This window comes from Thioalkalivibrio sp. ALE31, from assembly GCF_000377405.1.
GTDB lineage: Bacteria > Pseudomonadota > Gammaproteobacteria > Ectothiorhodospirales > Ectothiorhodospiraceae > Thioalkalivibrio.
Genome location: NZ_KB905023.1, coordinates 187,929 through 200,543, shown reverse-complemented (window position 1 = coordinate 200,543; position 12,615 = coordinate 187,929). Strand labels below are relative to the sequence as shown.

At 68.1% G+C, this 12,615-nt stretch carries 8 protein-coding genes; 4 read left to right on the top strand and 4 right to left on the bottom strand.

Translation table 11 applies throughout. The features are described 5' to 3' along the window. Nucleotides 1-6 precede the first annotated feature (6 nt). From gltB to aroB, 4 genes are all read right to left on the bottom strand, one after another. Nucleotides 7-4,470, bottom strand: a complete 4,464-nt coding sequence (gene gltB, locus D103_RS0108845) for a glutamate synthase large subunit (RefSeq protein WP_018876530.1) — start codon at nt 4,468-4,470, stop codon at nt 7-9. Nucleotides 4,471-4,896: 426 nt separating this feature from the next. Continuing rightward, entirely contained in the window at nt 4,897-6,759 is a 1,863-nt protein-coding gene (locus D103_RS0108840; RefSeq protein WP_026280322.1) for an SPOR domain-containing protein, read from the bottom strand. Nucleotides 6,760-6,770: 11 nt separating this feature from the next. Beyond that, nucleotides 6,771-7,940, bottom strand: a complete 1,170-nt coding sequence (locus tag D103_RS0108835) for a deoxyguanosinetriphosphate triphosphohydrolase (RefSeq protein WP_018876529.1) — start codon at nt 7,938-7,940, stop codon at nt 6,771-6,773. Nucleotides 7,941-7,944: 4 nt separating this feature from the next. Then, on the bottom strand, nt 7,945-9,054 hold the full coding sequence (aroB, locus tag D103_RS0108830; RefSeq protein WP_018876528.1) for a 3-dehydroquinate synthase: 1,110 nt from the start codon (nt 9,052-9,054) through the stop codon (nt 7,945-7,947). A 179-nt stretch (nt 9,055-9,233) separates the two neighbouring features. Between aroB and rpsU the strand changes: the two genes are divergently transcribed. The 4 genes from rpsU (at nt 9,234) to hemE (ending at nt 12,508) form a co-directional block, all read left to right on the top strand. Further along, on the top strand, nt 9,234-9,449 hold the full coding sequence (gene rpsU, locus D103_RS0108825; RefSeq protein ID WP_012981683.1) for a 30S ribosomal protein S21: 216 nt from the start codon (nt 9,234-9,236) through the stop codon (nt 9,447-9,449). Nucleotides 9,450-9,489: 40 nt separating this feature from the next. Then, nucleotides 9,490-9,939 (top strand): GatB/YqeY domain-containing protein, encoded by a 450-nt coding sequence (locus D103_RS0108820; RefSeq protein ID WP_018876527.1) that lies wholly within the window; start codon nt 9,490-9,492, stop codon nt 9,937-9,939. A 98-nt stretch (nt 9,940-10,037) separates the two neighbouring features. Then, a complete protein-coding gene (locus tag D103_RS0108815) occupies nt 10,038-11,444 on the top strand; it encodes an FAD-dependent oxidoreductase (protein WP_018865582.1) in 1,407 nt (468 codons plus the stop codon). Nucleotides 11,445-11,452: 8 nt separating this feature from the next. Beyond that, nucleotides 11,453-12,508 carry a uroporphyrinogen decarboxylase gene (gene hemE / locus D103_RS0108810; protein ID WP_018876526.1) on the top strand — a complete coding sequence of 352 codons (1,056 nt, stop codon included), beginning with the start codon at nt 11,453-11,455 and terminating at the stop codon, nt 12,506-12,508. Nucleotides 12,509-12,615 lie beyond the last annotated feature (107 nt).

The window sequence follows — 12,615 nt, the reverse complement described above, 5'->3', positions numbered from 1 at the left end:
GGCGGGTCAGGCGGCCTGGCGCAGGTTGGCCAGCAGGCCCCGGAGTTCGGAGGCCTTGGGCTTCACCAGCCAGAACGAGCCCTGGTAGTCGTCGAAACGTTCCAGGATCTCGCGGCCCCAGGCGCTGTCCGTCTCGTGCACGAACTCGGTGATGAGTTCCTCGAGATAGTTGCGGTGCGCCTCCATGTCCTCGGTGTCGAGGCGGTGCAGGTCGATCAGCTCGTTGTTGATGCGGTCCGGGAAGTCGTTCTCCCGGTCCAGCACGAACGCGAAGCCGCCGGTCATGCCCGCGCCGAAGTTGATGCCGGTGTTGCCCAGCACCACCATCACGCCGCCGGTCATGTACTCGCAGCCGTGGTCGCCGATGCCTTCCACCACGGCGATCGCGCCGGAGTTGCGCACCCCGAAGCGTTCGCCGCACTGGCCGGCGGCGAACAGCTTGCCGCCGGTCGCGCCATACAGGCAGGTGTTGCCCATGATGGTGGTGTCCTGGCTGGCGAAGCCCGAGCCTTCCGGCGGGCGGATCACCAGCTTGCCGCCGGTCATGCCCTTGCCGACGTAGTCGTTGGCATCGCCTTCCAGGTACAGGTGCAGGCCGCCGGCGTTCCAGACGCCGAAGCTCTGCCCGGCCGTGCCCTTCATACGCACGGTGATCGGGGCATCGGACATGCCCTGGTTGCCGTGGCGCTTGGCGATCTCGCCGGACAGGCGCGCGCCGATCGAGCGGTCGGTGTTGGCAACGTCGAAACGGTACTCGCCACCGGCCTTGTTCTCGATCGCCTCGAGCATCTCGGCGACCATCTTCTCGGCCAGCTCGCCCTTGTCGAACGGCTCGTTCTTCGGCTCCTTGCAGAAGCGTGGCTTGTCGGCGAGGTCGCCGCTGGCCAGCAGGCCGTTCAGGTCCAGGTGCTGCTGCTTCGGCGTCTCGCCCGGCAGGATCTCCAGCAGATCGGTACGGCCGATCAGATCCGTCAGGCTGCGCACGCCCAGCTTCGCCATCCACTCGCGGGTCTCGCGGGCGACAAACTGGAAGTAGTGCATGACCATCTCGGGCAGGCCGATGAAGTGGTTCATGCGCAGCACCTTGTCCTGCGTGGCGACACCCGTTGCGCAGTTGTTCAGGTGGCAGATCCGCAGGTACTTGCAGCCCAGCGCGACCATCGGGCCGGTGCCGAAGCCGAAGCTCTCCGCACCCAGGATCGCCGCCTTGATCACGTCGAGGCCGGTCTTCAGGCCGCCGTCGGTCTGCAGCCGCACCTTGTCGCGCAGGTCGTTGCCGCGCAGGGTCGCGTGGGTCTCGGTCAGGCCCAGCTCCCACGGGGTGCCGGCGTACTTCACCGAGGTCAGCGGGCTGGCGCCGGTGCCGCCGTCGTAACCGGAGATGGTGATCAGGTCGGCGTAGGCCTTGGCCACGCCGGCGGCGATCGTGCCAACCCCGGCCTCGGAGACCAGCTTCACCGAGACCAGCGCATCCGGATTGACCTGCTTGAGGTCGAAGATCAGCTGCGCCAGGTCCTCGATGGAGTAAATGTCGTGGTGCGGCGGCGGCGAGATCAGGGCCACGCCCGGATTCGAGTAGCGCAGCTCCGCGATCATCTTGTTGACCTTGTGGCCCGGCAGCTGGCCGCCCTCGCCGGGCTTCGCGCCCTGGGCAACCTTGATCTGCAGCACCTCGGCGTTGACCAGGTAGTGCGGGGTCACGCCGAAGCGGCCGGAGGCCACCTGCTTGATCTTGGACATGCGCTCGGTGCCGTAGCGGGAGACGGCCTCGCCGCCCTCGCCGGAGTTGGAGCGCCCGCCGAGGCGGTTCATCGCGGTGGCCAGGGCCTCGTGGGCCTCCGGCGACAGCGCGCCCAGGCTCATGCCAGCGGAGTCGAAGCGCGGCAGGATCTCGGCCTCGGGCTCGACCTCGTCCAGCGCGATCGGCTCGATGTCGTCGCGGACCTTCAGCAGGTCGCGCAGCACGGTCACCGGGCGTTCGTTCACCAGGTCCGCGTATTCCTGGTACACGCCGTAGTCGCCGGACTGCACGGCGCGGTGCAGGGTCTGGATCACGTCCGGGTTGTAGGCGTGGTACTCGCCACCGTGGACGTACTTCAGCAGGCCGCCCTGGCCGGCGCTCTTGCGCGGGTTCCAGGCGCGCTTTGACAGCGTCTCCAGGTCCGCCTCGATATCGGCGAAGCGGGTGCCCTTGATGCGGCTGGTGGTGCCGGTGAAGCAGGTGTCCACGACCTCGTCGGCCAGGCCGACGATCTCGAACAGCTGCGCGCCGCGGTAGCTGGCGATGGTGGAGATGCCCATCTTCGACAGGATCTTGAACAGGCCCTTGTTGATGCCGCGGCGGTAGTTCTGCGCCAGGGTCAGTGGGTCCGCGTTCGGGATCTCGCCGGACTCGCACATGCCGTGCAGCGCGGAGTAGGCCAGGTACGGGTAGATCGCAGTGGCGCCATAGCCGAGCAGGACCGCGAAGTGGTGCGGGTCGCGCACGGTGGCGGTCTCGGCGACGATGTTCGCGTCGGTGCGCAGCTTGGCGCGGATCAGGGCGTGATGCACCGCGCCCACGGCCAGCGCGGCCGGGATCGGCCGGCGTTCCGGATCGATGCCGCGGTCCGACAGCACCAATACGACGGCACCGTTGCGAACGGCCTGTACCGCGTTGTCGGTCAGGGCCTTGACGGCGTCTTCCAGCGAACCGGCATGGACGTCGTAGTTCAGGTCCATGCGCTCGACGCGGAAGGCGTCTTCGGTCTGGTTGCACAGTTCGCGGAACTTGGCCTCGGACAGCACCGGGGAGTCGGATACCAGGCGGTGGGCGTGGTCCGGGGTCTCCTCGAACAGGTTCTGCTCACGGCCGAAGCAGGTCTCCAGCGACATCACGATGCTCTCGCGCAGTGGGTCGATCGCCGGGTTGGTGACCTGGGCGAACTGCTGGCGGAAGTAGTCGAACAGCGAGCGGGTGTGGCTGGAGAGCACGGCGAACGGGGTGTCATCCCCCATCGAACCCACGGCCTCCTGACCGGCCTCGGCCAGCACGCGCAGGATCTGGTCGCGCTCCTCGAAGGTCACGTCGAACAGCTTTTCGTAGGTCTCCAGGCGCTCGGCCGGCATCGGCTCGCCGGAGAACAGCTGGTTGTCGTCCAGCTGGCTCTTCAAGTGTTTCTCGTGGGCGCGCAGCCACTGGCGGTAGGGCTGGCGCGTGCGGTTGATGCGGTCGACGTCCTCGGGATGGAGCAGCTCGCCGGATTCGGTATCCACGGCCAGCATCTGCCCGGGCTTCAGGCGGCCCTTGGCGACCACATCCTCCGGGGCGTAGTCGTACACGCCGATCTCGGAGGCCAGGGTGATGTGGCGGTCCTTCGTGATCACGTAGCGCGCCGGGCGCAGGCCGTTGCGGTCCAGGGTGCAGGCGGCATAGCGGCCGTCGGTCAGCACGATCCCGGCCGGGCCGTCCCAGGGCTCCATGTGCATGGAGTTGTATTCGTAGAAGGCGCGCAGGTCGGAGTCCATGTGCGCGACGTTCTGCCACGCCGGCGGGACCAGCAGGCGCATCGCGCGGAACAGGTCCATGCCGCCGGCCAGCAGGACCTCGAGCATGTTGTCCAGGCTCTGCGAGTCGGAGCCCTCCAGGTTCACCAGCGGCTCCAGCTCGGCCAGTTCCGGCAGCTTCTCGGTGGCGAACTTGTGCTGGCGTGCGACCGCCCAGTTGCGGTTGCCCTGCACGGTGTTGATCTCGCCGTTGTGGGCGAGGAAGCGGAACGGCTGCGCCAGGCCCCACTGCGGGAAGGTGTTGGTGGAGAAGCGCTGGTGGAACACGCAGATCGCGGTCTCCAGCTCCGGGCGCTGCAGGTCGCGGTAGAACACCGGCAGGTTTTCCGGCATCACCAGGCCCTTGTAGGAGACCACGCGCGCGGACAGGCTCGGCACGTAGAACACCGGGTCGTCGCCCATCGCGATCTCGGCGCGGCGGCGCACCACAAACAGGGCGCGCTCGAAGTCATCGCCGTCCATGTCGGCCGGGGCGTTGATGAACACCTGCAGGATGTGCGGCTGGCTCTTCAGGGCCTCGGCACCACAGGCGTCTTCCGGGTTGACCGGGACCTCGCGCCAGCCGGCAAGCGTAAGCGGGCCGCGCTCGATCGCGTTCTCCACGGCGGCACGCGTCTCGGCGATCCGGTCCGGGTTGATGAACACGATACCGGCGGCGAAGCGCTCGGCCAGCTCGATGTTCGACTCCGAGGCCAGGGTGCGCAGGAAGGCCTCGGGGGCCTTCATCAGCAGCCCGCAACCATCGCCGGTCTTGCCGTCCGCGGCGATCGCGCCGCGGTGGGTCATGCGTTCCAGTGCCTTGATTGCCGTGTCCACCACCCAGTGGCTGGCGACGCCGTCCATGTGCGCAATGAGGCCGAAGCCGCAGTTGTCGCGCTCGAATTCGGGGCGGTAGAGGGTGCCGTTCAGTTGGTTCTGTCGCATCGGTGAACTCCGGTCGCAGCGCGCAGGGCCTTGCGCGGGCGCGGTACGTGGGTCAGGGCCGTCCCTGGGAACAAGAACACGAAAAAAGGCGCAGGAATATAGCGAACCGTCATTCTCCCGGCAAACCGGGCCCGGTCAAAAAGACACGACACCCGCGCAGGTAAAGCCCGGCGAGGCTATTCACCACGAAGCACACGAAGGCACGAAGTAGGTCAACTTCAAAAGCGTTTTGCACCACAGAGGACACGGAGTGCTCGGAGCAATTCAAGGTGGAAGGGCAAAACACATCGCCCCCGCTTTGGCCCACCGACCATGAAAAGACTTTGCATTTCTCTGTGTGCCCTGTGCCCTCTGCCCTCTGTGGTGAAAAGCTCTTGACCTTCTTCGTGCCTTCGTGTGCTTCGTGGTGCACAAACAGAGCGGGAGCTAGTCGCGGACGGCGTTCTGGACGGAGCCGATGGAGCGGATCCAGGGCTCGTCGTTGCGCACTGCGGCCGGCAGGTCCTCGGCGGCGCGCTGGGCGGCCGCCCGGTCGGAGAAGACTCCGGCCAGGATGACCACGAAGTCGCGGTTGTTGACCCGGGTCGGGATGTAGCGGATGGCACCCAGATCGTGCTGGTCCGCGTATGCGCGTGCGGCCTCCATGTTCGGCGCGGCCAGCAGCTGGATGGTCGTGGCGCTGCCGTCCTGGTTGTTCAGCCAGTCGCGGTCACTGGCCAGACGCGCGGCGTCGGCGTCGTCCACGGCCGGTGCTTCGGCGGCGGGTTCCGGCTCGGGTTCCGGTTCTGGCTCTGGCGCCGGTTCCGGTGCGGGCTCGGGGGTTGGCTCCGGCTCGGGTGCTGGCTCCGGCTCCGGAGCGGGTTCTGCGTCACCGGCTTCTGCGGTGGCTTCAGGTTCGGGTTCGGGTGCTTCTGCGGCCGGTTCCGGGGAGTCGGTCCCGGGCGCGGACGGTTCGGCCGCGGCCGGCGGGGGCAGATCCAGCGGGTCGGCCACGGCGATCTCGTCATCGTGCGCGGGCGCCGGCTCGGGCCTGGGTTCGGGCTCGGCCTCGGTGACGCGCGGTTCGGGCAGGGGTAGCTCGATGATCTCGCTGTCGGCGGGCGCGGGCTCGCCCTCCAGCAGTTGCCAGGCGACCGGTGCGGCGATCCCCAGTGCCACGGTGATGGCGACGGCGGGTACGAACCAGCGCTGGTTCCAGAACGCGGCGTTTTCCGGTGCCGGGGGCTCGGGGATACGGTCGTCGGCCGCAATGCTGCCCGGCTCGCTCGCGGAGCTCTCCGGGGCGGGAGGCTCGGCGGTGGAGGCGGACAGGGCTTCGGCCGCGGGCGTGAAGTCCTCGTCGTCGCGGCTCGCCCGGAGGCTCGGTTCCGGTTCCGGGGCGGGCTCGGGGGTCGGCTCGGGCTCCCTGCGAGCGGCGTGAAAGGCCGGTTCTTCTGTGTCCGGTTCCGGGTCGGGGGTATCGACCTCGGCGGCGTCCCCTGCGGCCACGCCGGGCGCGGCACTGCCGGTGGTCGCCGCGGCGCCGGCCCGGCGCTCGCTGCGGCACTGGCGTTCGAGAAAGCTGTTGGCCTCGCGGTTGAGGTTGCCCGGCAGGCCCTGGCTGGTGGTCTGCAGGTGGGCAATGGCGTCCGCGTCCAGCAGGCGGTCGGGGTCGGTCAGGCCCGCCGCCTGCAGGCGATGGCGCAGGTAGGCCGCGGTCTGTTCCAGGTTGAAGGCGCGCAGGCTGACCCGGGTGACCTGATCCTCGTCGGAGGGGTCGGGCAGGTACAGGCGGCGGCGCAGCAGGCCGCCGGACCCCACCAGGATGATGCGCGGGGCGCGGCCGTGTTTGGCGAGGACCTCGCTGCGCATCCGCATCAGATTGTTGACGATGTCGGTCCCCACCAGGTGGGCGTCGTCCATAGCAATGACAGGGTCGACGCCGTCGGCGACGCGGTCGGCCAGCAGTTCGGTCAGGGGGCGGTCGGGGTCGTCCGCGTTCTGCGAGCGCAGGTAGTTGCGAATGGTGTTGTCCACCGATTCGAACTGGGTATTGATCCGCGCGCGGAAGGCAATCAGCTCGAACGGGTCGGGCAGCATGGCCAGCAGCCGCATCAGCTGCAGGCTGCGTCCGGAGCCGTTCTCCCCGGTCATCAGGACGACCGCCCCGGGGCCGTTCAGGGCAGCCCGTGCCGATTCCAGCTGGCCGTCCAGCAGCGGATCGCTGTAGATGAAGGTCTCGTCGGGGGCGTCGTCAAACGGCGGCGCGTGCAGGCCGAGTTGTTCCAGGCATTGTTCGGAAAGCGCCATCGGATTCGGTCTCAGGTCAGCGTGCCCAGGTCGAACAGGCGGTGGTGTTCGCGGATGGCGTGGCGGTCGGTCATGCCGGCGATGTAGTCGGCGATGGCGCGTTGCAGGGCGTGCGGATCATGCGCGGCGATTGCGTCCGCGTGGCGCTGGTAGTTCTCGGGCATCAGGCGGGGCTCGGACTCGAACGCGGCGAACAGATCGTGGATCAGTTGACGTGCCTTGTGCATGACCCCGTGGACCTGATGGTGATGGTAGAGGTTCTCGCGCAGGAAGCCCTTGAGTTCACGCGCCTGCTCGGCCACCTCCGGGCTGAAGCGGATCAGGGCCTCCCCGGCGCGGCGGACGTCATCGGCGGACTGCGGGCGGTGGCGGTCGATGGCCGCCTGGCTGCTCCCGATCAGGTCGCTGACCAGGGTGTCGATCATGCGGCGCACGGTCTCGTGCTGGGTTCGCCGTGGATCCAGATCCGGATAGCGGGCCTGGACCTTCTCGCGGCAGTCGCGGAACAGGGTGACCTCGGCGAGGCGGTCCATGGTGAGCAGACCCGAGCGAAGGCCGTCGTCGACGTCGTGATTGTTGTAGGCGATCTCGTCGGCCACGTTGGCGAGCTGGGCCTCCAGGCTCGGCTGTTCCTTCTGCAGGAAGCGCACCCCGACCTCGCCCAGCTGGCGGGCCTTTTCGGGCGAGCAGTGCTTGAGGATGCCCTCGCGCGTCTCGAAGGTCAGGTTGAGGCCGTCGAACTCGGCGTAGTGGCGCTCCAGCAGATCGACGATGCGCAGGGACTGCAGGTTGTGCTCGAAGCCGCCGTGCTCGCGCATGCAGGCATTCAGGGCGTGCTGCCCGGCGTGCCCGAACGGCGTGTGGCCGAGGTCATGCGCCAGGGCGATGGCTTCGACCAGGTCCTCGTTGAGTTGCAGGGCGCGCGCGATCGAGCGCCCGATCTGCGCGACCTCCAGCGAGTGGGTCAGACGGTTGCGGAACAGGTCGCCCTCGTGGCTGATGAAGACCTGGGTCTTGTACTCCAGGCGGCGAAAGGCGCTGGAGTGCACGATGCGATCGCGATCGCGCTGGAAGTCGCTGCGGTGGCGGGGGGCGGGCTCCGCCTGGGCGCGCCCGCGCGAGTGCGCGGGATCGCAGGCCCAGGGTGCCAGTCCCAGTGTGAGGCTGCCGGGCGTGGTCATGGCCTCAGGCGACACGGGCATGCTCGCGCAGGGTATGGTCCAGGGCCGCCGGATCGAATGCGTCGGTCAGCACGGCCTCGCCAATGCCGCGCAGCAGGACCAGCCGCAGGCGGCCACTGGCGACCTTCTTGTCGATGGCCATCAATTCGCGGAAGCGCTCCGGGGTGACCTCGGCCGGGGGCTCCAGGGCCAGGCCGGCGCGTCGGATCAGGGCCTCCGCGCGTTCGCGGCCGGCGCGGTCCAGCCAGCCCATGCGCTCCGACATGCGTGCGGCCATGGCCATGCCGGTGCCGACGGCCTCCCCGTGCAGCCAGGCGCCATAGCCCATGCCGGCCTCGATCGCGTGGCCGAAGGTATGGCCCAGGTTCAGCAGGGCGCGGATGCCGCCCTCGCGCTCGTCGGCGGCGACGATCTCGGCCTTGCAGGCGCAGGAACGGCGAATGGCGTGGGCCAGCGCCTCCGGATCCAGCGCGCCGAGGGCGTCGATGTGCTCCTCCAGCCAGGCGAAGAAGTCGGCGTCGCGGATCAGGCCGTACTTGATGACCTCGGCCAGGCCGGCCTGCAGCTCGCGCCGGGGCAGGGTCTTCAGGGTGTCGGTGTCGATCACGACCGCGCGCGGCTGGTGGAAGGCGCCGATCATGTTCTTGCCCAGCGGGTGGTTGACCCCGGTCTTGCCGCCCACGGAGGAATCGACCTGGGCGAGCAGGGTGGTCGGCACCTGCACAAAGTCGATGCCGCGCTGATAGATGGCGGCGGCAAACCCGGCGATGTCGCCGACCACGCCGCCGCCGAGGGCGACAATCCGGCTGCCCCGGTCCAGGCGAGCCTCCAGCAGCCGGGTCAGGATGCTTTCCACCGTGGCCAGCGTCTTGTGCTGTTCGCCGTCGGGCAGTTCGATCCACAACGGCTCGCCGTCAAGGTCGCAGGCCGCGAGGCTGCGTCGCAGGGCGTCGCCGTACAGGGGGGCCACGGTGGTGTTGGTCACCACCGCGACGCGCCGGCCCGCCAGGGCCGGGCGCAGGTGTTCCGGGACGGCCAGCATGCCCGGTCCGATGTGGATCGGGTAGGCGCGCTCGCCCAGTTCGACATTGAGGCTTTCCATGTGCGCCATCATAGCGTGCGGGCCGATGGTGGCGTAAGCCGGGCATGCGCCGTGCTGCGGATCGCTTCACGGACTTTTGCAATTGGTGCGGGTTGGATTACCATAGGGAGTTCTGCATGGTCGCCCGGAGTGTTGGCGGCCGGTTTTGTTGTTTTTGATCGAAAAGATCCAGCATCCGTTTCGGAGATTGTATGCCGCACGTACGAGTTCGTGAGAATGAGCCCTTCGAGGTCGCCCTGCGCCGTTTCAAGCGCACCTGCGAGAAGGCCGGTGTGGTCGCGGAAGTCCGCCGCCGCGAGTACTACGAAAAGCCGACCACCGAACGCAAGCGGAAGGCCGCGGCCGCGGTGAAGCGCCAGTTGAAGAAGAACTCCCGCGACATGACCCGCCGGGTGCGCCTGTACTGAACCCCTGTCCGGGTAGCTGCCCGGACCCGAGGACCCGACCATGTCGCTCAAGGCCCGGTTGCAGGATGACGTGAAGCAGGCCATGCGGGCCCGGGAGAAGGACCGCCTGGCGGCATTGCGCATGATTCAGGCCGAGGTGTCGCAGTTCGAGGTCGACGAGCGGCGCGAGGCCGACGACGACACCGTTCTGGCAATCCTCAATCGCATGCTCAAGCAGCGGCGCGACTCCATCGATCAGTACCAGAAGGGTGGTCGCGAGGATCTCGCCGAGCGCGAGGCCGCCGAGATCGCCATCATCGAGGAATACATGCCGGAGCCGCTGGATGCGGCGGCCCTCGATCAGCTGGTGCAGGAGGCGATCGCCGAGACCGGCGCCGCGGCCCCCGGCGACATGGGCAAGGTGATGGGCGTACTCAAGCCCCGGGTCTTCGGTCGTGCCGACATGGGTCAGGTGAGCCAGAAGGTCCGGTCCGCACTGGGGCATTCTTGACCGTTACGCTCGTTTGAGCGAAACGGACCATTCCTGAACGCATGAACGGTTGAACCCCGTGGCGTCATGCCGCCGGTTCCCGTCGGAGCGAGTGATCCATGGCTTCCAATCCGATGCAGTTCCTGGACCTGCCGCGCCAGGACCCCCAGAAGACCCCTGCCGAGATTCGTATCCACGAGTTCGGCGAGATCATTGGTCAGTTCGACCCGGCGACCGCGGGGCAGCAGGCGGGCCGCTGTCTGGCTTGCGGCAATCCCTATTGCGAATGGAAATGCCCGGTCCACAACTTCATCCCCAACTGGCTGAAGCTGGTGGAGGAAGGCAACCTGTTTGCCGCGGCCGAGCTCTCGCACAAGACTAACTCCCTGCCCGAGGTCTGCGGCCGTGTGTGCCCGCAGGACCGTCTTTGCGAGGGCGCCTGCACCCTGAATGACGGCTTCGGCGCGGTCACCATCGGCTCGGTCGAGAAGTACATCACCGACGAGGCATTGAAGGCCGGCTGGCGCCCGGATCTCTCCGACGTCACCGCGACCGGCAAGCGGGTCGCGGTGATTGGCGCCGGCCCCGCGGGGCTGGGCTGCGCCGATATCCTGGCGCGCAACGGCGTGCAGGCAGTGGTGTTCGATCGCTATCCGGAAATCGGTGGCCTGCTGACCTTCGGCATCCCGCCGTTCAAGCTGGAAAAGCACGTCATCCGCACCCGCCGCGAGATCCTCGAGGGCATGGGGGTCGAGTTCCGTCTGAATACCGAGATCGGCCGCGACATCGCGATGGACGCCCTGCTGGAGGAATACGATGCCGTGTTCCTCGGCATGGGCACCTACACGGCGATGCAGGGCGGCTTTCCTGGCGAGGACCTGCCGGGCGTGTATCCGGCCCTGCCGTTCCTGATCTCCAACATCCGCCAGGTGATGAACTGGCCGCAGGAAGAGGGCGGCGAGTTCATCGACATGGCCGGGCAGCGCGTGGTCGTGCTGGGCGGCGGCGATACCGCGATGGACTGCAACCGCACCTCGATTCGCCAGGGCGCCGCCTCGGTGACCTGCGCCTACCGGCGTGACGAAGAGAACATGCCCGGCTCGCGCAAGGAAGTGGTGCATGCGCGCGAAGAGGGTGTGCACTTCGAATTCAACGTGCAGCCGGTGGAGATCGTCGGCGACGGCAAGGTGGAGGGCGTGAAGGTCGTGCGCACCCAGATGGGTGCCCCGGACGAACGTGGCCGCCGCCGTCCCGAACCGGTCCCCGGCTCCGAACACGTGATCCCGGCCGACCGGGTGCTGATCGCCTTCGGCTTCCGCCCCTCGCCCTCCGACTGGTTTGCCGACTACAAGATCGGTATCGATGAGGGCGGGCGCGTGCAGACCGCGGGCGAGCATGCCTTCCAGACCGGCAACCCGAAGGTGTTTGCCGGCGGCGACATGGTGCGCGGCTCCGACCTGGTGGTCACCGCCGTCTTCGAGGGCCGCGAGGCCGCCGAAGGCATCCTCGAATACCTCGGCGTCTGAGCCTTTCGATGTCCAATAGCCTGAAAAACGATCGTCTCCTGCGGGCCCAGTTGCGCGAGCCGGTGGACCGTCCGCCGATCTGGATCATGCGCCAGGCCGGTCGCTATCTGCCGGAATACCGCGAGACCCGCGCGCAGGCCGGCAGCTTCATGAGCCTTTGCCAGAACCCGGAGCTGGCCTGCGAAGTCACCATGCAGCCGCTGCGCCGGTTCCCGCTGGACGCCGCGATCCTGTTCTCCGACATCCTGACTATCCCGGATGCGATGGGGCTGGGGCTGTACTTCGAGACCGGCGAGGGCCCGAGGTTCCGCGAGCCGGTCCGCACGCTGGAGGCGATCGAGAACCTCCCGGTGCCCGACCCGGAGCAGGAACTGCGCTACGTGATGGATGCGGTGCGCCTGATCCGCCGCGAACTGGACGGTCAGGTGCCGCTGATCGGCTTCGCCGGCAGCCCGTGGACCCTGGCGACCTATATGGTTGAGGGCCAGGGCTCGCGCGACTTCGCCGAGACCAAGCGCCTGATGTACGGCGAGCCGCAGGCGATGCATGCCCTGCTGCAGAAGGTGGCCACTGCGGTCACCGACTACCTCAACGCCCAGATCCGCGCCGGCGCCCAGTCGGTGATGATCTTCGACACCTGGGGCGGTTCCCTGACCCCGCGCGCCTATCGCGAGTTTTCGCTGGCCTACATGCAGCGCATCGTCGATGGCCTGATCCGCGAGAACGACGGTCGCCGCGTGCCGGTGACGCTGTTCACCAAGGGCGGCGGTGCCTGGCTGGAGACGATGGCCGATACCGGGGCGGATGCCCTGGGCCTGGACTGGACCATCGAGATCGGCGAGGCCAGCCGGCGGGTCGGCGACCGCGTCGCGTTGCAGGGCAATCTGGACCCGTCGGTGCTCTACGCGCCGGAGGCCGTGGTGCGCGAGGAGACGCGGCGGGTGCTGGACGGCTTCGATCGCGATACCGGCCATGTCTTCAACCTGGGCCATGGCGTTCACCCGGGCATCGATCCCGAGCGCGTCGCGGCGATGGTGGATACGGTCACGAACTACCGCCGATAGCGGCATGCGGTTCGCCGCCGCCCGGGCTGGCCGCCGGGGTGTTACTAGGAGCCTGTCGGATTTGGGAGTGATCTGCTGCGCGTATGGGAGAGCGGCCCCTGTTCCGC

Bases quoted from the DNA above. Each gene is read 5' to 3' on its own strand.
- gltB (WP_018876530.1), bottom strand. From the start codon at position 4,470: ATGCGACAGAACCAACTGAACGGCACCCTCTACCGCCCCGAATTCGAG.
- D103_RS0108840 (WP_026280322.1), bottom strand. From the start codon at position 6,759: ATGGCGCTTTCCGAACAATGCCTGGAACAACTCGGCCTGCACGCGCCG.
- D103_RS0108835 (WP_018876529.1), bottom strand. From the start codon at position 7,940: ATGACCACGCCCGGCAGCCTCACACTGGGACTGGCACCCTGGGCCTGC.
- aroB (WP_018876528.1), bottom strand. From the start codon at position 9,054: ATGATGGCGCACATGGAAAGCCTCAATGTCGAACTGGGCGAGCGCGCC.
- rpsU (WP_012981683.1), top strand. From the start codon at position 9,234: ATGCCGCACGTACGAGTTCGTGAGAATGAGCCCTTCGAGGTCGCCCTG.
- D103_RS0108820 (WP_018876527.1), top strand. From the start codon at position 9,490: ATGTCGCTCAAGGCCCGGTTGCAGGATGACGTGAAGCAGGCCATGCGG.
- D103_RS0108815 (WP_018865582.1), top strand. From the start codon at position 10,038: ATGGCTTCCAATCCGATGCAGTTCCTGGACCTGCCGCGCCAGGACCCC.
- hemE (WP_018876526.1), top strand. From the start codon at position 11,453: ATGTCCAATAGCCTGAAAAACGATCGTCTCCTGCGGGCCCAGTTGCGC.